This window comes from Patescibacteria group bacterium, from assembly GCA_035549555.1.
In the GTDB taxonomy this organism is placed as follows: Bacteria; Patescibacteriota; Microgenomatia; order UBA8517; family UBA8517; genus Co84-156.
This window is the reverse complement of the sequence record DASZQR010000010.1, coordinates 63,353-82,783: the sequence shown is the minus strand read 5'-3', so window position 1 is coordinate 82,783 and position 19,431 is coordinate 63,353. Positions and strand designations below refer to the sequence as shown.

Below are 19,431 nucleotides of genomic sequence, written 5' to 3'. Positions count from 1 at the left end.
TATACTGAATTTAATTCAATGGATTTAGCTTTTATTGCCATTACCCTTATTTCCCTTTTGATAGTTATTGATGTACATGAATTTGCGCATGCCTGGATGGCAAATTATTTGGGAGATCCTACTGCAAGATTGTCCGGACGCTTGACTCTTAATCCTATTGCCCATCTTGATCCTGTTGGAAGCCTGGTTTTTATAGTCACAGCTTTGGTTGGATTTCCTTTTGGCTGGGGAAAACCAGTACCATTTGATCCTTATAATTTACAAAATCCTAGAAAAGACGGAGCACTTATTTCTCTTGCTGGGCCTGTTTCTAATATTATTTTTGCTTCTCTTTTATCCTTAATTCTTAGATTTGTACCTTTTGTTGGCAATTCATTATTTTTTGGACAATTAATCCCAAGCATGATTGCTTTAAATGTTGCGCTTGCTGTGTTTAATTTAATTCCAATCCACCCTCTTGATGGAGGAAAAATATTAACTGCGATTTTACCAGAACGCGATGCAAGGCAATATGATTTATTTTTAAATCGATATGGAATTATTTTGCTTTTTTTAATTATTTTGCCGATTTTTAATGGTCAATCTTTGGTGACAATTGTTATTTCTCCAATAATTAATTTTCTTCTTAACATATTCATTCCTGGAAGTATGATGGTTTAGCTTGCAAAAGCATGCTAATATTAATTGACCCTGCATACAAGGAATTAAGTCGGATATTTTTCCTTAGCAGAAGTTTTTAGGGACAAGCGAATCGTTATCTAAGAAATTTTTTAACTGAGCTTACCCACCTTGAGCAATTAAGGGAAACTTCAACCGACGAACCCTTCGTGCGGGGTCATTTTATTGATGTATTCTAATAAACCACAAATTCTTGTAGTGTGTACTTATAATCAATGGCGAAGTTTGACGGCCGAGAATATCTACAAAAATGATTCAAGATTTAATATTCGGTCTGCAGGGATAAGTAAAAATGCAAGACATACTATTTCAAGTAAAGATATTTTATGGGCAAATATAATTTTAGTTATGGAAAACAAACACAGAGAATGGATAGAAAAAAATTTAATAAAACCAAATTACCTACAATTAAAATTCTTAATATAAAAAGTGGATACAAATACATGGACCCCGAACTTGTTAATATTTTGAAATTAGAGATAGAAAAAATTTTGTGCTGAGGGTAGGGATCGAACCTACGTAGGCCTTCCGGCCGCCAGATTTACAGTCTGGTGCGATTGACCACTCCGCCACCTCAGCTTACGGAGCCGAAGGTGGGGCTCGAACCCACGACTTGCTGTTTACAAAACAGCTACTCTACCACTGAGTTACTTCGGCTTTAATCGAACAATGAAATTATATCAAAATTAGAGGATTAGTGCTGCTGCAGCAAACATTAGAAGAGTTACTCCAATTCCCCCACCAACTATCGTTGGGGTATCAAACCCTGTTACAGGAAGATTTGTGTTTGGACTTGCTGTTGGTAAAGCTGTACTTGATGAACTCGTAGCAGTTGCAGTTGGGGCTGCTGTCGCAGTAGACGTTGGTGCAGTTGTTGCTGTTGAAGTTGGAACTGGTGTGTCTGTTGCTGCTGCAATTAATGACGGCGTTGGAGTTGGTGTTGAAACAATAACTGTTGGCGTTGGAGTCGGGCTTTGAGAAATTGCACCGTTAATTGTAAATGATCCAGTACTTGAAGGAGTTAATGCAATATCACTTGCATCAGAAGCTAAAGTTATAACTGTTAGATTTGGATCAGAATCGAATGAAAATATTACGGGATTAACTGGAGGAACTTGTGATGGTGTAATGGTAAACGTTGCAATGGTTGTATCTGAATTATTAGAGTAACCAGTTCCAGCTGTAGTAAATGCACAACCGATTTTAATATTGTCAGTTGACCCATCGGAAGAAACAGATTTTACAGGGCATGTCCAGCCTTGTTGTAATAAATCTGAATTGATTATAATATCTGAAGCTTTAATCCCAATATTAGAATAATCTATTTGCATCGATATGCCATTTACAAGAACTCCACCTGTATTAAAATTAACGCTAACGGTTTGAGGTGTATTTAAATCAATACTTGCAGTTGCAGGGCTTATGGTTACTGTTGCAGTTCCATTTTGATTAAATGCTTTTTGATTAAATTGTTTATTACTTTTAAGAAGAATTAATCCAACAACAACGCCTGCAGATAAAATAATAATTATGATTATGGCGAGCAGGTATTTTTTCATTTAATTAGTTGTGAAATTTAAATTTAATTCTTTGGCACTTTCGTCCAGTACTTTAGTTTCCACCTTGTCGAAGCTTACTGTCAAGCCTGAAATTCCTACGATGCTTCCTAAATTAAAACCCTGATCAAAATCAAAACCTCCTGGCGTTGTATAAATTGCTGATATATCTATATTTGTAACTGTTCCATCAGAACTTTGCGAAACCTGATTAATGGGAAAGATCCAACCATTTTGAACTAAAGACTGGCTTTGTGTAAAGGCAATCTTTGTTTTACTTTGATTTGGAACAGTAAGCCTGATACTTAATGCAGAAATTTTTTCCGGCTTTTCAGGGCTTATATTTAAGTCGACAAGCGATCCGGAATTTGATGCTGAAATTGTGACGTCAGGGCTTGTCGAAGAAACTTGATTTATTGCAGTTAGATCTGTTCCGGTTTTTGCAGTTTTACTAAAATGACTATTTAATAAAACAATTGCAATTAATGCAATTAGAAGACCGCCAAAAGCCGCATAAATTAATTTAGGGTTTATTTTTTTGAAATTAAAATTGTTCATTAATCTCCTTGAACAACAAGCTGAGTGTAATTACTTAATGCTGTGGCAACATCGACTATGGTTATGTTGCCATCATTATTTATATCATAAATTGCATTATTGCCTGAGGCAGGAACTGTTAAAGCAGTATATTGACTAAGCATTTGAGCTAAATCTGCAATTGTGATTTTATTATCACCATTAAAATCTCCAGCAAGAAGAGAAGCGCCTGTCAAATCGATAGACGGTGCAAGTGTAATTCCGGCAAATTTCTTTTGAAGATAACCTGGAACCTTAACATAAATATCGTATGTTCCAGGAGTTGTAAAAATTACAGTTCCTGAATAAATCCCTGACGAATTGGAATCAAAATTTGTGACATTTGTTGTATAGATAACGGTACTTCCTTGCATAAAAGTTATAGTTGGCGTTTCTTGGCGACCTGTTTGATTTACTCCCTGCAATTTAAACTTAATAGCAGTGGTTGGAGTTGGTGTACTTGTTGGCGATGTTGTTGGGCTTGAAACAGGAGTTCCAGTGTTGACATTACTATTTGTTGAATTAACAGTTAAGGCATTTGAGGAAGTATCTACAACTTGAATGCTCGCATTATTAAAACTTAAAGTTGAGGTACCACTTCCAACTGAAATAAATGAAAAATTTGCTAGATTGATAACTCCAGTTGGAGGATTTGCAGCATCTGAAGGATCAAGACCCAAAACAATATCAACTTTTCCTGTTTGATTTGCCTCTTGCATAGTTGTTTTTAAAATTGCAGTATTTCCCTGATTTAAAAATTTGGGAGATTCAAGAGTTGGTGTCGTTGTAATTTCGCTTGCAAGATTTACCTTGGTATTATCAAACGTAAATTCAATATTTGCAAAACCGATTGGGCTTGTCCCTGCATTTAAAACTAAATTTACCTGCGCCGGAGTTGACGGGTTCAGAATGACTGGATCTTGAGAAAAAGAGAGAGAAACTGAGTTTGCAGATGCTTGAGAGCGGGTTTTAATTCCGATTGCAACAAAATAAACAGTCAGAGGAATTGCGAAAAAAATAACTGCTATTGAAATTACTTTCCGTGTTTCCAATGAAAACTTCATTTATTTAGAATAACATCTGCTATAATTCTATACAATGCCTGGGTAAGAAAATATGAATTTTCTTGCACCATCGCGATTACGCGCCTGGGTAGCTCAGTGGTAGAGCACTTTCTTGGTAAGAAAGGGGTCGGTAGTTCAATTCTACTCTCAGGCTCTAAAAGTTTACTCCAAGCTCTTGGGATGCTTGATTTAACAAATTTTGAAGAGTATCTCCTACTTTTACAGAATATGCCACAGGATTATCTTGACTACTAGTTGCACCTACAGTTGTAACAACTGAGTCAATTTCTCCATTTGAGTTACAAAGAACTGACCCGCTTGCGCCATTAAATGTTGAAGGGAGGAGCTGATCTACTTCTGCATCGGAGAAATATGCAACTACTGTTGGTTTATATACTATAAATCCAGGATATTCAACACCTGTGTCGGGATATGTTATACCAAAAAGTTTTTTATTTGTTTCGTTCGATACTGGGATTTTTATTTTATTTTGATAATTTGAATCATTAATAATTATTATTCCCATGTCTTTTGATTTATCTATGAAAGCCCAAATGTTATTTGCAGCATAAATTATTTCACCAGAATCAAAATGAGGACGATTAGTTATAATTCCTGAGATAGATGCACTATTTAGTTCTTGAGATACAATAACGTGTCGTGCAGTTAAAAACACCTTATACCCGGGAATTTCTTCTACCAGCATCCCAGATCCCTGCTGAGGATGTACCACCGAATTGTTTTCCTCATCCAGGTAATAAAGTGATATTTGTGTCGAATTTTCAATCACATCTTCAGGCAAACCAATCAATTCATTGTTCAGAGTTTGCGGGTTTTCTTGAGCTATTGCTGTCGCTTTCACATCCATTTTTGCTGAGATATCCCAAAAAGATCCCGTATGAGCATCTGAATAATAGCTAAATACGGATAATGTTGCCAAGAAACATCCTCCGGCAAATTTCACAATTCTTTTTCTTTCTTGCATTTTTGTATTATATGGATGAGTGAATTTAGAATCAATTTGTGTTATAATTTGTTTATGGCAAAAAAGGGTGCACGAGAAATAGTTTTACTTGTTTGCGATGTTTGTAAATCTCAAAATTATGTTACAGAGCGCAATAAAGTAAATATGCAAAACTCCAAAAAGGGAGTTACTAAGCTTTCTTTAAATAAATATTGCAAACACTGCAAGAAAGTTACTTTACATAAAGAATCCACTCATTTAAAGTGAGGTAGTGAACACTACTGATACTTTATTTATTTTTACAACCTCTCCAGCAGGACTCGGCCATATTCGCGTCATGGATGCGATAAAAGACGGAAAGCCAAGCGGCATCAAAGCGACCGATGTCGGAATTACAAATATTAAGGCAAATAGAATTCACGATTTAGGCAGCCGTGTTAAATTTTTTGTAAAATTCACTGAGTTTTATCAAACAAATCATATTGCAGAAAGTTTTATGACTTTCTGGTACAGAATTTATCTTCACAGGCACACAAAAGACATTATTGATGAGTTTACAAAAATAGCGAACGCCAACCCGGCATATAAAAAATGGGTCATTATTTCAACTCATTTTGCACTTGCCCATTCAATTTCTTCAGCAAAAAATTATCTGGAGAAGAAATTAAATATAAAAATTTATTTATGTGTTGTTGTGACTGATGACAGCCCACAAAAAATATGGGCAGTTCACGGAAGCGATTTAACTTTTGTCCCAAGCGCCGAAACAAAAATAAATTTGCAAAAGTTTTTTAATAAAGAGCGGGCAGACAGCATAAAAGTAATTTCATATCCAATTGCTCCAAGACTAACACAGAGCATATCAACAGCTGATTTTCAATTTATTATTAATCAGCTTGATACTAAAACTGGAATGAGTTCATCGTCTAGCGGCGTGACACAAATTGAAATTCCAATTAGCGGAGCAGCTGTGCAATTAAATTATTTTGAAAAATTTATTGAAAAACTTTGCAGACTTGATTATGTGTTTACTGTGATTGGACAGGAATCAATGCTTTCGCAGAAATTTTTTGAAGATATTCGCAAACTTCCAAGAGTGCAGGTAAGCATTGGGCGAAACCCTTGGGAGGCTGTGAACTTTTATGAATCGCTTTTTTATCAGCCAAATCGCCCATCAATTGAAATAACAAAACCTAGCGAGCAAGCTTTTAAAGCATTGTTAAATCCAAGGCAGCGAGGCGGAGTGATTTTGCTACTGACCGCACCAATTGGGAGACAGGAATATGACAATATTAATTTTTTAACAAGAAACGGACTAATGCCGACTGAAATTGAAAATAAACAATTATTTGTCGAAGAAGATTTGAAAAAGTGGATTGAAAAAGCAAAAGCCTGGAGAGCCATAAAACTGCCAAAAGATCCAATAAAAGCGGCAGATTTTGTACGACGCTTAAAACAATCAGGGATATTTTATGCAATGCTCTTTGCAATAATTCCAAATAAACCAGAATTAAAAGATTATGGAGTGAGAACTATTTGGGAAGAGATTGGGAAAATAGTATAATTTATATATGGCAATAGAAAATGAAGTAATTATAAAAGAAGACAGTGATGGCCATAAAAGAATTAGTTTTCAGAAAACAGACAGAGACGGTACTACACTAAAAATAGATCGCTGCATGTTATCAGATGAAAACGGATACGATAAAACTTTAATAAGACAACTAGAAAGAAACTCATATGTGCAAGTAAAATTTTGTGTACAAATCGACGAAGAATCAGATATTGACCCCGATGAAAGTATAGAGAAATGGGAAGTTGTTTTTTTCCCAATGTTTGATAGACATGGTGATGAAGTGAGACATGGAAGTGTTGTTGATTTTGAAGATTCAATAATTAATGGTAACTTAATTGTGGAAAATGGATTTGTAACAGATATGTCTAGTAACCATTTAGATCCAGAATATGCTACTTTCCAAATACCAATTCTTTATTTCTCAAAAGTTTGGCTTCAAAATTATATAAACGAAATAAAAGGTAATAATTTGTAATATTTGCTATAATATAGGATATGAATAAGGAGAAAGTTGTGTTCATGCCAGATCATCCGAATGCAAACATTCATGGAATGATTACAGAAGACGGAGATGCGACATGTTTAACACGAAATCCTGAAATAAGGTGTACTGGCTGTTGCTATGCTTTGCATATTACCTCAAACGGAAAAGAAGATGGAAAGATTTTAAAAGAAGCCGGTGAAATGTGTGATGCACAAATTCCTAAGGCAGGATGTGCACATATTAAGAATGGGACATTAGAGAAGAGATTTGAACCTGTTTGTAGTGGTTTTCATTGTTCAAAACAGCTTCAAAAATTTGCAGATACAAAAAATGTTCATGCTAAGCAAAGAATAGGTATGTGTAATATTGCAAGTATGGCTGTTGGGGAAATTGATCAAAAAACTTATGATGAAAATTTGAAAAGAATTGGAATTTAAGCCTAATTAAAGTAGTTTATTAATTCGTTCCATCTTTGAAATACAACTCCTGATTTTTCTTCATAATCTTTTCTGCTTTTATACACTCTTTTAAATGGTTGTCTTGATGGGTCGATAATCCATTTTGAAGCTATTTCTCCAACAGGATGGATGTCTGCTCTAATTATTTTAATGCTATCTGAAGATATGTAAATTTTATTTTCTTGAAGTAATAAAAATGCCTGTTCTAAATCAAGAAAACGGTTTTCAGAATTTAATAATGGAAATAAAATAACTTCCATATCAAATTTTACACGAGCTTGTGACTCAAATGTTATAAATTCTCTTTCTGATTCTGTCATTTGGCACAATTATATCAAAAGGTAACAATTTTATGAAAATAAGTTATAATAAAAAGACAGGGGCGTCGTTCAGAGGCAGGACAGCGGTCTCCAAAACCGCTAACGGGAGTTCGATTCTCTCCGCCCCTGCAAGGTCTTCTTGTAATATCACTCCTTAAACGTTATCTTGAATAGTAGATGAAGAAGTATTTGCTTCCTGTTTTAATAATTGTATTTTTAATTTTTGGACTTCTTGGGGCATTTTTACTCTCGCAAAAACAAACCTTTTTAAATAATCATGCAGAAACTGCAAGCGGAACAGGAACCATTTCTTTGTCTCCTGCAACAGTAACACATTATGTTGGCGAAACGTTTCCAGTGAATGTAAAATTTAATACTGGCGGATCCTCTATTGCAGGAATTTCATTTAGAATTACTTATCCGTATTCAGGAACCACTCCTCAGCTTGATGTGGTTGATTCAAACGGTAATCAAAGTAATCAGATATTTCCTGATTCAACTCTGGTCTCAACTGGAGACTGGGCATTTGCTGTAAAAACAGTGACTCGGGCAAGTAACACTGTGACAATTGATTTTTCAGCCCTTGATACAAATATTGCAGGCTACAGCAATAATACTGACACAAACCTTGCAACAATTTATTTTAAAGTGAGTGCGGCTGCGGCAACCAACCCAATAGTTTTAAGTTTTGATGCAACACAATCTTTTATGCAAACAAAAAGCAATACAACAGATATCTTGAAAGTGCCGACAAACGGAAGTTTTACAATTATTGCTGATACGACAGCACCAAATGCTGTGAACAATCTCAGCTCTACTGGAAGCACAAATAATTCTATATCTTTATCTTGGACAGCACCAACGGACGTTGGGCCGACAACAACAGTTGCAAGTTATGATTTAAGATATTCAACAAGCACCATTACCGCCCTTAACTGGGCAAGCGCAACTGCAGTTACGGGGCTTCCAATACCTGCATCTCCCGGCACAAATCAAACTTTTACAGTTTCCGGGTTAAATAGTAATGCAAATTATTTTTTTGGCATTAAATCTACAGATGCGGTTGGAAATATTTCAAATCTTTCAAATATCGTAACAAGTTCGACTACTAATCCTTGTACTTTAAATAATCCGACTTTAACGATGACTCCATCAACCCAAACTGGCCGCGATAATCAAATGCTTACTTACCAGCTTAATATTACAAATAAAAATACTGGAACTTGTGCAGATGACACTTATACAATTGCAGCGAATGCGCCAAGCTCAAACTGGACAGTACAGGCAGCGACAAACAGCGCAACTATCGCAACTGGGGCTAATACATCTGTAAATATAACTGCTATTCCAAACGGAAATGTAACAAACGGAAATTACAATATAACAGCTGCTGTAAATAGAACCGCTGTGCAAGTTGGTACTGCAACTGCAACTTATACTGTTAATGACACAATTTTAGGATTTAAATTTAAACTACAAGGACTTAACAAGACTGGTGGAAATACAACAGTTTCTTTGATGCTTAAGAATGGCGGAACAACTGTATTCTCAGCAAACGGAATAAATGTAACAAGCGATGCAAACGGAATTTATTCCGGAAGTATTGATTTAGGTGCAACTTCAAACGGGACTTATGATATTTATATAAAAGAGCCAGTACATTTGCAAAAAAAGTTTGCGTCAGAAGTTATTGCCTCTGGAAGTAACAATATTGATTTGACATCAAATCCTCTTCTTGCAGGAGATTTCAATAGCGACAATCAAATAACAATTGCTGATATTGCAAAAGTTTTGTCCGTATATACAGCATTAACAGTTCCTGTTAATAGCAATAATCAAATTTATGACATAAACGGCGACGGAAATATAAACATCGTAGATATTGCAATGGCTTTAAGCAATTATACGGCGCTAGTTGTCCCTGGAGATTAGTTTCTTACTGATTTATAACTTAGTTATTAAATTTATTTGTATTTTATTTATAAAAAAATATTAATATGCCAAAGTATTCTAAAGAGGCAGAACAAAAAGTGAAACTGGCAATAGATCAAATGAAGGCGGGAAAGTTAAAATCTGGCCAAGGCAGAAAAACCGTAAAAAACAGAAAGCAGGCTATTGCAATTGGTCTTTCAGAAGCCCGTAAAGAAGGTGCAAAAGTTCCCAAGAAAAAGAAATAAAGATTATTTTTTGAACAATAATTATTCGTTTATTAACAATAAAATTTTTGGTTAATTTGTTTACGAATTTTATCCGAACTAAAAGGAATGTTATAAGCAAAGCTTGTAGCATTCTGCTATAATATTTTATGATTTTGTCCAAGTTAGAAATTGGCAAAGATAAGGAGGTGTTTTTTGAATGGTTGTTGTTAAAAAACAAAAAGGTGAAAGCGACGACAGGCTTATTGCCCGTTTTCGTAAAAAAATTATTGACTCGGGAATTCTTATTGATTACCGAGAGCGTGAGCGTTATAAGAAAAAATCTCAAAGACGTAAAGAGCAAAAATATCGTGTTAACTACATGAAAGAGCTCGAAAAGAAGAGAAACGCTGCCTAATTAGTTCCATCAGGATAATCTCGAAGATAACCAGTTTGTAAGGCATGTTGGTTTATTTCTGCTGCTTTATCAAGTATATCTTGCCAGCCATTGGGGTGAATTAAGCGAAAACGCGGATCATTCTGGAGATCATACATCTGTGTGGATGACCATTCTTTATTAGATCCATACTGCCATCTTATTTCAGAAATTACTTTGCCGCCAATGCTCGCCATCTCCCGTACATATTCTTGCAGTAACGGATTGGAAGCATCTGTTCCTAGGACAGAAATACACAATTCTTTATATAAACTTCTAAAGAAGTCAGTGTTTAAATTGTCGTGAATTGGTAGTACAAAAACTTTATCCACTATTGGCGAAGAAGCTATTTCCCACATTCTTCCAGCTAATCCTGGTATTCTTGGTCTATCTAACCCTTTTCTTTTTTTACAATTGTATTGGGATCAAAACCAAAAATGATTTTATGGGTTTCGGGATAAAGTCTTGCGCAAGCGCTTAGGTGGCCAGCATGAGGAGGATCTATGGCGCCATGGACTAAACCAATTACTTCCCCTTTGGCATGCCAACTATTGGTTAAAGTGAGAATTTCTTCCCAGGTTGCATATTTTGTTTCAGGATGAGTTTCTAATGGTTCACCTGTTTTCATCCAATTATCAATATCTTGGGTACTGAATAATCCAGATTCGATTCCAAGATATTGGAGAGCCATACATTTTGCATAACTTCTAGTTGTCATAAAGGGATCTATTCCCAACATTTCTTCAATTGCATATTGTTGTAATGAGACAGAGAGTTCTTTTACGAAACATTCTCGTAAGGCAGATAGAGAAGGTTCAAAAAGAAAATTTGCTGCTATTTTTTTATTTAGCGGATCGTCAAGCAAATCCATGACTATTCCTGACAGGTCATCAAAGCCCAAATCAGATCTGTAAGTATGACGAAGTACCCCGGCTTCTTTAAAAGGCATTTTAGAGATTATACTATTTTTCTAGTAAATAGTTTGCGATGATAATTAGTTAAGCCATATTTTGCAATCGCATCTCTATGTTCTTTAGTTCCGTAGCCTTTATTTTTATGCCAACAATAACTACTATATTTTTTATTTTGAGATAGTTTTGTCATCAGTTCATCACGATAAACTTTGGCAATAATTGAAGCTGCGGCAATTGAATACGATTTACTATCGCCTTTTATTATCGGAAGTTGTTTAGTGCGCCTTAATCCACGAATGTTTGGGATATAAAATGCATCTATTAATAGGTAGTCAACTTTTGTATGAGAATTTTTTAAAGCACGGCGAAAAGCCATGTTAGTTGCTTTTACAATACCGTGTCTATTAATTTCAGCAACACTTGCCTTTCCTATACCATAATTTATGGCATTTCGTTTTATCCAATTATTGGCTAATTCTCTATTTTTTGCAGACATTTTTTTACTATCATTAATTAAAATATTCATTTTTGTATTTTTATTGAAACTTACAAAAGCAGTTACAACCGGACCAGCTAGACTACCGCGACCAACTTCATCAAGGCCTGCAATAACATTAATTCCCTTTTTCCAAAGCTTATTTTCGTATGAGAAATCTGGCATTTTGAAAAATATTAGCACATTTGATATAATTGCTTGTGATTAACCCAATTAAGTACTTGCTTGAAGTAAAAAGCGAATTAGGTTTAGTTACCTGGCCCAAAATAAGTGATGTTGTTAGATTAACTTTACTTGTTGTCTTAATATCAATTATTGTGGGATTATACTTAAGCGGACTTGATGCAGGATTTACAAAATTAATTGGATTAATATTAAGCAAATAAGAATTTGCTTGTGATGATTACATTATAAACAAATAAATTTTATGGATAATACACAAAATACAAATGCAGGCGTTGATGAACGCGGCGTTGGTGCAAAGAAAATTCCTGGACATATTGTTATTGAACAAACAGATAACGAAAATGCCAAATGGTATGTGGTTCACACACAATCAGGACATGAAGCACGAGTCTCTGAGACTTTGAGACAAAGAGTTACAACTTTGGGATTAAACGGAAAAGTTTTTGAACTTCTTGTCCCAACTCAAGACAAAGTTGTTGTACGAGGCGGAAAAAAGGCAACTGTCAAAGAAAAAATTTTTCCTGGATATCTTCTTGTAAAAATGATTTTAGATGATGAAGTATGGCTTGCTATTCGTACAACTCCTGGAATTACAGGATTCGTTGGAGTGGATAATAAACCAACACCAATTTCAGCTACAGAAGTTGCAAACATTCAAAAATTCGTCAGTAGTCCAGCTCCAAGATTTAAAACAAAACTTGCAATTAGCGATGCTGTAAAAATTACAGATGGACCTTTTACAGGATTTTTGGGAACAGTTAATGAAGTTGATGAGGATAAAGGACGCGTCAAAGTTTTGGTTTCTATTTTTGGAAGAGAAACTCCAGTTGAACTAGATTTTCTTCAGGTTGTGAAAGTATAAAATATTAAAGCTAAGGCTTTTTAAAAACCAGTGCGTATTTTCCTGTTGTTGTTCCAGCCAGAGTAGCCTTAACAAAAGGATGTTTTTGAGATTCTTCTTTAAAAATATGTTTTATTTCTCCGTTTTCGTATTCTTCACTTAATTCAAATCCTAATTTTTTGAATTCATCTATAACTTTTATTTTTGGTGATACGTCTGGTGTATAAGTTTCTACGATTATTACATTTCCTCCTGATTTTGCTTTCTCATAAAAACTTTTGCCTATTTCGTCTATCTGAGGATGGTCCGAAGCGCCAGCGAACCTTTTTTTAATATGTCCCATGACGTTTACTGCTAAAATACTTGAGCATGAATTGTCCGGAGTAGGTATGTTTCTCGCATTACCTTGAACTCTAAGGATTCCAGAATATTCATTTAACCTCATTATTTCGAAATCTTCCGGGTTAATATTTTCCAATGCTTCGCGGCTTCTATCTACTAATACTCCGGGGCCTTTACCTCGCAGGTCCTGTCGCAATGTTCCAAGTAACGGTGTGACTCCTGGTCCCATTTCTAGATTAATATCTAGATCTTTCTGGTCAGCCATGAACTAATACTATATTCAAACTATTTTATTTGCAAGCTGAGATTTTTTATAAAATTATTCTGTTTGTTTAAATTTTGGAACACTTTTCTTAAGTGCTTTCAAATAAGATACATAGTCTAAACAGACTCCTGCATTTCTTAAATTAAGATCTGTTTGAAGTCTGTCCCAAGCAGCTTTTGTCCATTCTCCGTCAGCTGATCCGTTTATGCATTGATTTTCAATATATTTTGCCATTATACATTCACCAGTCATATCAAATGGGCATAAAATAATGTCTGGAAGATCAGGATTGGTACAAACTTCACTGTTTTCATTCATATGGTTGATATTATAGTCTTTTTCTAATATAATTGCTTACCACCTTAAAAAAGTGGGAGACGAAAGGTCTAATCAAAATGGCAGGAAAGAAAATAAAGACAGTAGTTAAAATTAATCTTCAAGCTGGAGCAGCAACACCTGCACCACCAGTTGGAACAGCGCTTGGACAACACGGAGTCTCTATTATGGACTTTGTGAAGCAATACAACGATAAAACTGCTTCAATGAAAGGAAATACAGTTCCTGCAGTTATTACAATTTATGAAGACCGCACTTTTGATTTTATTATCAAAATGGCACCAGTAAGCGATATGATTCGTAAAAAACTTGGAATTGAAAAAGCATCACATAACCCAGGAAAAGAAATTGTTGCAACACTCACCAAACAACAGGCTGAAGAAATTGCAAAAGACAAACTAGTAGACTTAAATACTGATGATCTTGCAGCAGCAACAAAAATTGTTGCAGGCACTGCAAGAAGCATGGGAATTAAAACTGAACTTTAAAACAAAAAATAACTAAATAAGAATTTATGGCAAACAAACAAATAATGAAAAGCAAAGCTGAAAAAGCAAAAGAAATGGAAGCAGCTCAAGCTGCTCCAGAAGCTAAAAAGACAAAGCGCGAAATTGTTGCAAAGGTTCGCGGAAAAAATTATCAAGAAACTAAAGCTAAAATTGACCACAATAAAAATTACACTCTAGCTGAAGCTATAAAATTCTTTAAGGAAAACAAAGATGGAGCTAAATTTGACCAAACTCTTGAATTACATATGATTGTCAAAAAAATTGGCCTTAATGTGAATGCAAATCTCCCCCATTCTTCTGGAAAAGAGAAAAAGGTTGAAGTTGCAGATGATGCAACTCTTAAAAAACTTGATGCAGGAAAAGTCGATTTTGATGTGCTTCTTGCAACAGCTGACATGATGCCAAAACTTGTTAAATATGCAAGAATTTTAGGGCCAAAAGGAATGATGCCAAATCCTAAAAACGGAACTTTAATAAAAAGTACAGCTGATGCAAAGAATTTCTCAGGAAATTCAAAAACTATAAAGACTGAAAAAGAAGCACCTTTAATTCATACAAGCTTTGGAAAAGTATCACAAAATGAAAAAGAATTAGTAGAAAATGCTGATGTGATACTTGATGCGGTAAACCGCAAACAAATTGTCCGTGTATTCATGAAATCTACAATGAGCCCAAGCTTGAAAGTACAGATTTAAGATGACTCCAGAACCAAACTCACGAAGATTGGTTAATGATGAAGGCGAATTATTAAAAATAAATAATTTTCTAGCGCAAAATACTTCTGCAGAACAAAATCGACTTAGTTTACAACATGAAAGTGAAGTAAAAAAAGATTTACTGCGACAAAAAATGTGGCATATTATTTATGGATTTCAAGAAATAGATAGAGGTTTAGATGAAAAAATAATGTATTTATTCAATGATTCTCTCTCAGCCGCAGCAATAGTTATTAATTTTCCATTTATAAATGTTGAAAACGGAAATATAAATATTAGATATTTAGCCGCAACAACTCAGGGCTTTGGATATTTATCTTTCAGCTTTGATAAAGTAATTAAAAGTGCTCAAGATACAATATTTTCCATAGAAATTCCTTTAAATTCTGCTTATTCTGACATAGATAAAATTTATGCTTTGGCTCCAACACCTAGCGAGAATAATAAATCTCTTGACATAGATAATCTTAGAATACTTAACGATTATTTTGACAAAATAAATGGCAATTTAGGCGAAGGAAAACCTGGAACTCTTGATCAATTGACCGAAGATGAGATGGGGCTGGTTTTTAAAAATAGTTGGGAATTAAGAAATAGTAGATTGCCTATAAATTTTAGTCTTGCTCAAAAGTTTGATGTGGCAATTGATTTACAAACTGTCTTAGATAAATTGACCAAAGTAAAACAAGCACAAATAAATGAAGCTAATATATCTGTGGATGAAGCTACAAATAGACTTAATTTAGCCAATGACTCTCTTGAAATATTGGGTAGAAAAGAAGAACTAGAGCCAAGAATATCTGAAGTTGAAACAGATAAACCTAAAAAGAAAAAGAGATTTGTTCTTTTTTAAAAATCTGATATACTATCAATTACCAAAGACAACACGCAGTTGAATGGTTCAATTTAAGTCGTGTCGAGGTATATGTTAAAACAAGATAAATCAACATTAATAAACGAGCTATCCAAAGACTTCAAGGATGCTTCTTCTATTTCATTAGTTGATTTCACTGGCATGAATATTGTTGCCCAGCAGGATCTCAAGAAAAAACTTAAAGAGGCAAAAGCACGCATGATTGTTGCTAAAAATACTTTAATTAAACTTGCAGCAAAGGATGCAAAACTTCCAGAAGATATAATAACTGATGAAATTTTAAGCGGACAAACTGCAGTAGTTTTTGGAAAAGAAGATGCAGTTTCCCCTATTCAAGCAATTGGAAACTTTGCAAAAGATAATGAAGCTCTTAAATTTAAGGCTGGAATTTTAGATGGAGCTTTTCAGGACAAAGCTGGAATGGAAGCAATTTCCAAACTTCCAGGCAAAGAAGCTCTTAAAGGACAAGTTGTTGGCAATATCGCAAGCCCAATGTATATGCTTATTTCTAATTTGCAAGCGAGTGTTCAGGAATTAATCGGAACACTAACAGCGAAGGTGGGGTGATTTAAATGGCAGAAGAAAAAAACAAAGTAACAAAAATAGTTGATGAAATTGCAGAACTTACAGTTTTGGAACTTTCAGAACTAAACAAAGCATTGCAGGAGAAACTTGGAGTTACTCCTATGGCAATGGCAGCCCCAGCAGCAGGAGCCGCATCAGCAGATGCAGAGACAAGCGCAGCAGGAGCAAGCCAAACAGTTGTTATGACAAATGCAGGAGCAAATAAAATAGCTGTCATCAAAGCACTTCGAGAAATTAATCCAAACCTTGGATTACAAGAAGCAAAAGCAATGACTGACACAGTTCCAGCAGAAGTACTTAAAGACGCTAAAGCAGAAGATGCTAAAGGCGCAGCTGATAAATTAAAAGCAGCTGGAGCAACTGTAGAATTAAAATAAGAATTTTAATTCTGCGCGCAGAAGACTGCGGTAGAACTTAGAAAATCCCTCAAGAAATTGAGGGATTTTTAATGGTTATTGAGCATTTTGCCATGCAAAACGAAGAAAGTTTGATAGAATTATTTTTGCTTCATCGTTGTATGTTTCCCCTAAAGCTTTAATATCATCTATTTTTTTATTTTTCTTTTCCAATCTTTGTCTAACATCGTCTTTGTCTAAATAATTCATCATTTGTTCCCTGCTTTTTTCTGGATGAAATTGGAATCCATAGATTTTTCCAAGTTTAAATCCTTGAACTCCTCTTTCGTTTTCAAGCAGAACTTCACCGCCTTCAGGTAATTTAGTGATAGTCATTTCGTGATCTTGAGGCACAAGAAACTCTTCAGGCAAGCCTCTTAAGACAGGATCTTCTCTGCTTCCTGTATAGCGTTTTACATAACTCCAACCTATTTCCCAGAAATTACTACCCTTTTGTGTTTTTAAATCTTTAAGTTGACCACCTAAAGCTTCGACAATTCCTTCTGCACCGAAGCAAATTCCAAGCAATGGAATACGAGCATCGCGGATAGCATATACAAATTGATAAAATTCCTTTCTCCAGTCTTTTATAAGAACTCCTTTCTTAATCTCTCTTGTTTGGGGATTTTCGTGATCGATGACGCTTGGGCGAGCGATTAACTGACTTCCTGTAATAATAACTGCCTGATAATTATTCAATCTTTCGAAAGGAAGTAATAAATTGGCTTTGGTAACTGATTTATCTTTATCATCAGGGTGTTTTATTAAATCAATAACTTTTAGAGAAGCATTTTCGAGTATTCGTTTTTTATATTCCGTGTAGGTTTCACCATTTTGTCTAGGAGTATCAAATAATCCTCCCGCAATGCTCACATACGGAGTTTGATCAACATTAAAATTGACAATAAGTACATTTGCTGGCCTTACAATTTCTTTATCTTCTAGTTTCTCTGGCATACTCCTATTTTATCAAAGAATTGAGATATTTTTCTAATTCTGGTAATTCAGGAGAGATACTGGGGTCAAGAGTTAATCCTGGTCCTCTATTTATTTCAAAAACATAAACTTTTCCTTTTTTATCAATACAAATATCGACTCCAGAAATGTTTAAATCGACAGATTTTGTTCCTTGTATAGAATAATTTATTAATTCTTTAGAAATATTATTTTTATCTATCCAACCAGCAGAAGATTCTTCATCGTTTACTGAAATTTTGTTTTCAATAATTTTTCTAGTAGATTCTTCATGAATTCCAACAACTTCATTTCCCATTACAACAATTCGATATTCCTTATCTATTTCAACTTTTTCCTGGAATAAAAATCCGTTACTTTCATCTTTTTTAAGAAGTTTTTCGAAGTCTGCAATTTCGTTAATTATAAAAAGTCCATTTCTTTTTTGGCTCCATAAATTTTTAGCATAAATTGGAAAAGCAAAAGATTTCATAATTTCATCTTTTGAATTAATTATTTCTTCTCTGGAAAAATAAAAAGTATTAGGAACTGGAATATTCCCATATGCAATTAGAAGAAGATTGTTTAGTTTATCTTTGGAGGCGCCTACTTTTTCAAATGTTTTATCGATAAAAGGAATATTATTTTTTAAACAAAAAGTGGCAATTGATCCTGCCAGTGGAATATAATTTCGGGTTTGACGAAAATAGACAAGATCAAATTCCAACAAGTTTAAATCTCCAACAAAACATTCGATTTTTGAATCTATTATCGATATTGATATTTCTGATAATTTTTTTAAAATAAATTTGTTATTTGAATTTTTATTTAAGTAATCGGTAATTTGATTATGTCTTGAAGTTATTTTATTAACCAAAATCAATATTTTTTTCATAAACTGACAAAATATTTAATAATTTCTGAAGCGATATTTTTATTTGTATATTTTTCCAATCCTTTAAATTGCGGGCCTACATTTACTTCTAATAAATAAGGCTTACCGTCAATGCCTATCATAATATCAACTCCTGCAATTTCAATTCCTGTTATTTTTGCAGCTTTTTGGGCAATTTCTTTGATTTCTTTATTTTTTTCTAAATCAAATATTTCTCCAGTTGCCCCTTGGGAAATATTATTTCTGAAATCGCCTTCCGCAGACTTTCTTTTCATTGCAGCAACAGCTTTAAAACCAACTGTAAAAATTCTCACATCACCGTCATTTGGAATAAATTCACGAAGTAGATATGTCTTCATTGGATTTTTGATCATAATATCTTTTCCTTCCTGAAAATTATTTATTAAAAACACACCTTTTCCTTGATGCATCTCAGAAATTTTCATGATTGCAGGTAATTTAAAGTTTTTTAACATTAATTCAAGATTTTCTTCCGAATAAATTGAATATGTTTTTGGAGAGCGAATTTTATTTTCAAACTGTTTTAAGTAAAACCAACTCTGGATCGGATAATAATTAAAATTTGGATTTGCAACAACACTGTTTACAATTTTTGTTTTGGTGTTTTTTAATAAAAACTGGCATGCAACGAACCACTCGAGGCGCATTTTCGACTCGACTCCGGCACAAAGATAAATCAAATCAAAATCAGAAAGAGATTTGCCGTTTATTGTAGGATTAAAAACTTCACCGTTAGTTTCTATAATTAAATCTTTTGAATGACATCCTGTTACTTGATGGCCTAATTTTTGTGCTTCTTCCTGAAATCTAGTTATTTGACTTCCTTTAATTAAACCTACAATTAGAATTTTCATA

General features: G+C 34.2%; 29 protein-coding genes and 4 tRNA genes. 18 read left to right on the top strand and 15 right to left on the bottom strand.

Annotated elements, in window-relative coordinates; genetic code table 11:
- Positions 1-18: 18 nt before the first annotated feature.
- Both VG895_01030 and VG895_01025 read left to right on the top strand, forming a co-directional pair.
- The gene (locus tag VG895_01030; protein ID HWA51619.1) at positions 19-660 is read left to right on the top strand and encodes a site-2 protease family protein; all 642 of its coding nucleotides are present in this window, start codon (positions 19-21) and stop codon (positions 658-660) included.
- Between the two features lie 243 nt (positions 661-903).
- A complete protein-coding gene (locus tag VG895_01025) occupies positions 904-1,104 on the top strand; it encodes a hypothetical protein (GenBank protein HWA51618.1) in 201 nt (66 codons plus the stop codon).
- Positions 1,105-1,172: 68 nt separating this feature from the next.
- Here VG895_01025 and VG895_01020 read toward each other — a convergent pair.
- The 5 genes from VG895_01020 to VG895_01000 all read right to left on the bottom strand — a co-directional run bounded on the left by VG895_01020 (position 1,173) and on the right by VG895_01000 (position 3,874).
- A tRNA-Tyr gene (locus tag VG895_01020) sits at positions 1,173-1,257 on the bottom strand.
- Between the two features lie 6 nt (positions 1,258-1,263).
- Positions 1,264-1,335: transfer RNA gene (locus tag VG895_01015), tRNA-Thr, on the bottom strand.
- Positions 1,336-1,364: 29 nt separating this feature from the next.
- Positions 1,365-2,237: a hypothetical protein gene (locus tag VG895_01010; protein ID HWA51617.1), complete on the bottom strand. Its 873-nt coding sequence runs from the start codon at positions 2,235-2,237 to the stop codon at positions 1,365-1,367.
- Complete coding sequence (locus VG895_01005) at positions 2,238-2,792, bottom strand: hypothetical protein (protein ID HWA51616.1); 555 nt, start codon at positions 2,790-2,792, stop codon at positions 2,238-2,240. It lies immediately after the preceding gene.
- On the bottom strand, positions 2,792-3,874 hold the full coding sequence (locus tag VG895_01000; GenBank protein ID HWA51615.1) for a dockerin type I domain-containing protein: 1,083 nt from the start codon (positions 3,872-3,874) through the stop codon (positions 2,792-2,794). The genes VG895_01005 and VG895_01000 overlap by 1 nt, the downstream gene beginning before the upstream one ends.
- Before the next feature lie 82 nt (positions 3,875-3,956).
- On the opposite strand from VG895_01000, the gene VG895_00995 reads away from it, so the two are divergent.
- A tRNA-Thr gene (locus VG895_00995) sits at positions 3,957-4,028 on the top strand.
- Here the strand turns inward: VG895_00995 and VG895_00990 are convergent.
- Positions 4,029-4,859, bottom strand: a complete 831-nt coding sequence (locus VG895_00990) for a hypothetical protein (GenBank protein ID HWA51614.1) — start codon at positions 4,857-4,859, stop codon at positions 4,029-4,031.
- A gap of 54 nt (positions 4,860-4,913) precedes the next feature.
- Here VG895_00990 and rpmG point away from each other — a divergent pair, with 54 nt between their 5' ends.
- Genes rpmG through VG895_00970 form a run of 4 tightly spaced genes read left to right on the top strand, consistent with a single transcriptional unit; the run spans position 4,914 to position 7,335 of the window.
- Positions 4,914-5,105, top strand: a complete 192-nt coding sequence (gene rpmG, locus VG895_00985) for a 50S ribosomal protein L33 (protein ID HWA51613.1) — start codon at positions 4,914-4,916, stop codon at positions 5,103-5,105.
- 4 nt (positions 5,106-5,109) lie between these two features.
- On the top strand, positions 5,110-6,402 hold the full coding sequence (locus VG895_00980) for a hypothetical protein (GenBank protein HWA51612.1): 1,293 nt from the start codon (positions 5,110-5,112) through the stop codon (positions 6,400-6,402).
- 7 nt (positions 6,403-6,409) lie between these two features.
- Positions 6,410-6,889 (top strand): hypothetical protein, encoded by a 480-nt coding sequence (locus tag VG895_00975; GenBank protein HWA51611.1) that lies wholly within the window; start codon positions 6,410-6,412, stop codon positions 6,887-6,889.
- A gap of 20 nt (positions 6,890-6,909) precedes the next feature.
- On the top strand, positions 6,910-7,335 hold the full coding sequence (locus VG895_00970) for a hypothetical protein (GenBank protein HWA51610.1): 426 nt from the start codon (positions 6,910-6,912) through the stop codon (positions 7,333-7,335).
- Positions 7,336-7,337: 2 nt separating this feature from the next.
- Here VG895_00970 and VG895_00965 read toward each other — a convergent pair whose 3' ends face one another.
- Entirely contained in the window at positions 7,338-7,676 is a 339-nt protein-coding gene (locus tag VG895_00965) for a hypothetical protein (protein ID HWA51609.1), read from the bottom strand.
- A 58-nt stretch (positions 7,677-7,734) separates the two neighbouring features.
- Between VG895_00965 and VG895_00960 the strand changes: the two genes are divergently transcribed.
- From VG895_00960 to VG895_00945, 4 genes are all read left to right on the top strand, one after another.
- Positions 7,735-7,805, top strand: a tRNA-Trp gene (locus tag VG895_00960).
- A gap of 48 nt (positions 7,806-7,853) precedes the next feature.
- The gene (locus tag VG895_00955; GenBank protein HWA51608.1) at positions 7,854-9,608 is read left to right on the top strand and encodes a fibronectin type III domain-containing protein; all 1,755 of its coding nucleotides are present in this window, start codon (positions 7,854-7,856) and stop codon (positions 9,606-9,608) included.
- A 65-nt stretch (positions 9,609-9,673) separates the two neighbouring features.
- Positions 9,674-9,853: a DUF6496 domain-containing protein gene (locus VG895_00950; GenBank protein HWA51607.1), complete on the top strand. Its 180-nt coding sequence runs from the start codon at positions 9,674-9,676 to the stop codon at positions 9,851-9,853.
- Between the two features lie 178 nt (positions 9,854-10,031).
- Entirely contained in the window at positions 10,032-10,229 is a 198-nt protein-coding gene (locus tag VG895_00945) for a 30S ribosomal protein S21 (GenBank protein HWA51606.1), read from the top strand.
- Here the strand turns inward: VG895_00945 and VG895_00940 are convergent.
- Genes VG895_00940 through VG895_00930 form a run of 3 tightly spaced genes read right to left on the bottom strand, consistent with a single transcriptional unit; the run spans position 10,226 to position 11,822 of the window.
- On the bottom strand, positions 10,226-10,606 hold the full coding sequence (locus VG895_00940) for a hypothetical protein (protein ID HWA51605.1): 381 nt from the start codon (positions 10,604-10,606) through the stop codon (positions 10,226-10,228). The genes VG895_00945 and VG895_00940 overlap by 4 nt on opposite strands.
- Positions 10,607-10,638: 32 nt before the next feature.
- Complete coding sequence (locus VG895_00935; protein HWA51604.1) at positions 10,639-11,196, bottom strand: hypothetical protein; 558 nt, start codon at positions 11,194-11,196, stop codon at positions 10,639-10,641.
- An 8-nt stretch (positions 11,197-11,204) separates the two neighbouring features.
- Positions 11,205-11,822, bottom strand: a complete 618-nt coding sequence (locus tag VG895_00930) for a ribonuclease HII (GenBank protein ID HWA51603.1) — start codon at positions 11,820-11,822, stop codon at positions 11,205-11,207.
- A 35-nt stretch (positions 11,823-11,857) separates the two neighbouring features.
- On the opposite strand from VG895_00930, the gene secE reads away from it, so the two are divergent.
- Both secE and nusG read left to right on the top strand, forming a co-directional pair.
- The gene (gene secE, locus VG895_00925; protein ID HWA51602.1) at positions 11,858-12,043 is read left to right on the top strand and encodes a preprotein translocase subunit SecE; all 186 of its coding nucleotides are present in this window, start codon (positions 11,858-11,860) and stop codon (positions 12,041-12,043) included.
- Positions 12,044-12,084: 41 nt separating this feature from the next.
- The gene (gene nusG / locus VG895_00920) at positions 12,085-12,705 is read left to right on the top strand and encodes a transcription termination/antitermination protein NusG (GenBank protein HWA51601.1); all 621 of its coding nucleotides are present in this window, start codon (positions 12,085-12,087) and stop codon (positions 12,703-12,705) included.
- A 10-nt stretch (positions 12,706-12,715) separates the two neighbouring features.
- Here nusG and VG895_00915 read toward each other — a convergent pair whose 3' ends face one another.
- Entirely contained in the window at positions 12,716-13,291 is a 576-nt protein-coding gene (locus tag VG895_00915; protein ID HWA51600.1) for a hypothetical protein, read from the bottom strand.
- Positions 13,292-13,345: 54 nt separating this feature from the next.
- On the bottom strand, positions 13,346-13,609 hold the full coding sequence (locus tag VG895_00910) for a hypothetical protein (protein ID HWA51599.1): 264 nt from the start codon (positions 13,607-13,609) through the stop codon (positions 13,346-13,348).
- Between the two features lie 77 nt (positions 13,610-13,686).
- Here VG895_00910 and rplK point away from each other — a divergent pair, with 77 nt between their 5' ends.
- From rplK to rplL, 5 genes are all read left to right on the top strand, one after another.
- Positions 13,687-14,115, top strand: a complete 429-nt coding sequence (rplK, locus tag VG895_00905; GenBank protein ID HWA51598.1) for a 50S ribosomal protein L11 — start codon at positions 13,687-13,689, stop codon at positions 14,113-14,115.
- A gap of 26 nt (positions 14,116-14,141) precedes the next feature.
- On the top strand, positions 14,142-14,831 hold the full coding sequence (locus VG895_00900; protein ID HWA51597.1) for a hypothetical protein: 690 nt from the start codon (positions 14,142-14,144) through the stop codon (positions 14,829-14,831).
- A gap of 1 nt (position 14,832) precedes the next feature.
- Positions 14,833-15,705, top strand: a complete 873-nt coding sequence (locus VG895_00895; protein ID HWA51596.1) for a hypothetical protein — start codon at positions 14,833-14,835, stop codon at positions 15,703-15,705.
- A 72-nt stretch (positions 15,706-15,777) separates the two neighbouring features.
- Complete coding sequence (rplJ, locus tag VG895_00890) at positions 15,778-16,293, top strand: 50S ribosomal protein L10 (protein HWA51595.1); 516 nt, start codon at positions 15,778-15,780, stop codon at positions 16,291-16,293.
- A 5-nt stretch (positions 16,294-16,298) separates the two neighbouring features.
- On the top strand, positions 16,299-16,688 hold the full coding sequence (gene rplL / locus VG895_00885; protein HWA51594.1) for a 50S ribosomal protein L7/L12: 390 nt from the start codon (positions 16,299-16,301) through the stop codon (positions 16,686-16,688).
- A gap of 75 nt (positions 16,689-16,763) precedes the next feature.
- Here rplL and VG895_00880 read toward each other — a convergent pair whose 3' ends face one another.
- The 3 genes from VG895_00880 to VG895_00870 are packed head-to-tail and all read right to left on the bottom strand — an operon-like array spanning position 16,764 to position 19,430.
- On the bottom strand, positions 16,764-17,663 hold the full coding sequence (locus VG895_00880; protein HWA51593.1) for a type 1 glutamine amidotransferase: 900 nt from the start codon (positions 17,661-17,663) through the stop codon (positions 16,764-16,766).
- 4 nt (positions 17,664-17,667) lie between these two features.
- Positions 17,668-18,555: a hypothetical protein gene (locus VG895_00875; GenBank protein ID HWA51592.1), complete on the bottom strand. Its 888-nt coding sequence runs from the start codon at positions 18,553-18,555 to the stop codon at positions 17,668-17,670.
- Positions 18,552-19,430 (bottom strand): ATP-grasp domain-containing protein, encoded by an 879-nt coding sequence (locus VG895_00870; GenBank protein HWA51591.1) that lies wholly within the window; start codon positions 19,428-19,430, stop codon positions 18,552-18,554. The genes VG895_00875 and VG895_00870 overlap by 4 nt, the downstream gene beginning before the upstream one ends.
- Position 19,431 lies beyond the last annotated feature (1 nt).

Coding starts and splice junctions, on each gene's coding strand:
- VG895_01030 (HWA51619.1), top strand. CDS start 19: ATGGATTTAGCTTTTATTGCCATTACCCTTATTTCCCTTTTGATAGTT.
- VG895_01010 (HWA51617.1), bottom strand. CDS start 2,237: ATGAAAAAATACCTGCTCGCCATAATCATAATTATTATTTTATCTGCA.
- VG895_01005 (HWA51616.1), bottom strand. CDS start 2,792: ATGAACAATTTTAATTTCAAAAAAATAAACCCTAAATTAATTTATGCG.
- VG895_01000 (HWA51615.1), bottom strand. CDS start 3,874: ATGAAGTTTTCATTGGAAACACGGAAAGTAATTTCAATAGCAGTTATT.
- VG895_00990 (HWA51614.1), bottom strand. CDS start 4,859: ATGCAAGAAAGAAAAAGAATTGTGAAATTTGCCGGAGGATGTTTCTTG.
- rpmG (HWA51613.1), top strand. CDS start 4,914: ATGGCAAAAAAGGGTGCACGAGAAATAGTTTTACTTGTTTGCGATGTT.
- VG895_00975 (HWA51611.1), top strand. CDS start 6,410: ATGGCAATAGAAAATGAAGTAATTATAAAAGAAGACAGTGATGGCCAT.
- VG895_00970 (HWA51610.1), top strand. CDS start 6,910: ATGAATAAGGAGAAAGTTGTGTTCATGCCAGATCATCCGAATGCAAAC.
- VG895_00965 (HWA51609.1), bottom strand. CDS start 7,676: ATGACAGAATCAGAAAGAGAATTTATAACATTTGAGTCACAAGCTCGT.
- VG895_00955 (HWA51608.1), top strand. CDS start 7,854: ATGAAGAAGTATTTGCTTCCTGTTTTAATAATTGTATTTTTAATTTTT.
- VG895_00950 (HWA51607.1), top strand. CDS start 9,674: ATGCCAAAGTATTCTAAAGAGGCAGAACAAAAAGTGAAACTGGCAATA.
- VG895_00945 (HWA51606.1), top strand. CDS start 10,032: ATGGTTGTTGTTAAAAAACAAAAAGGTGAAAGCGACGACAGGCTTATT.
- VG895_00940 (HWA51605.1), bottom strand. CDS start 10,606: ATGTGGGAAATAGCTTCTTCGCCAATAGTGGATAAAGTTTTTGTACTA.
- VG895_00935 (HWA51604.1), bottom strand. CDS start 11,196: ATGCCTTTTAAAGAAGCCGGGGTACTTCGTCATACTTACAGATCTGAT.
- VG895_00930 (HWA51603.1), bottom strand. CDS start 11,822: ATGCCAGATTTCTCATACGAAAATAAGCTTTGGAAAAAGGGAATTAAT.
- nusG (HWA51601.1), top strand. CDS start 12,085: ATGGATAATACACAAAATACAAATGCAGGCGTTGATGAACGCGGCGTT.
- VG895_00915 (HWA51600.1), bottom strand. CDS start 13,291: ATGGCTGACCAGAAAGATCTAGATATTAATCTAGAAATGGGACCAGGA.
- VG895_00910 (HWA51599.1), bottom strand. CDS start 13,609: ATGAATGAAAACAGTGAAGTTTGTACCAATCCTGATCTTCCAGACATT.
- rplK (HWA51598.1), top strand. CDS start 13,687: ATGGCAGGAAAGAAAATAAAGACAGTAGTTAAAATTAATCTTCAAGCT.
- VG895_00900 (HWA51597.1), top strand. CDS start 14,142: ATGGCAAACAAACAAATAATGAAAAGCAAAGCTGAAAAAGCAAAAGAA.
- VG895_00895 (HWA51596.1), top strand. CDS start 14,833: ATGACTCCAGAACCAAACTCACGAAGATTGGTTAATGATGAAGGCGAA.
- rplJ (HWA51595.1), top strand. CDS start 15,778: ATGTTAAAACAAGATAAATCAACATTAATAAACGAGCTATCCAAAGAC.
- rplL (HWA51594.1), top strand. CDS start 16,299: ATGGCAGAAGAAAAAAACAAAGTAACAAAAATAGTTGATGAAATTGCA.
- VG895_00880 (HWA51593.1), bottom strand. CDS start 17,663: ATGCCAGAGAAACTAGAAGATAAAGAAATTGTAAGGCCAGCAAATGTA.
- VG895_00875 (HWA51592.1), bottom strand. CDS start 18,555: ATGAAAAAAATATTGATTTTGGTTAATAAAATAACTTCAAGACATAAT.
- VG895_00870 (HWA51591.1), bottom strand. CDS start 19,430: ATGAAAATTCTAATTGTAGGTTTAATTAAAGGAAGTCAAATAACTAGA.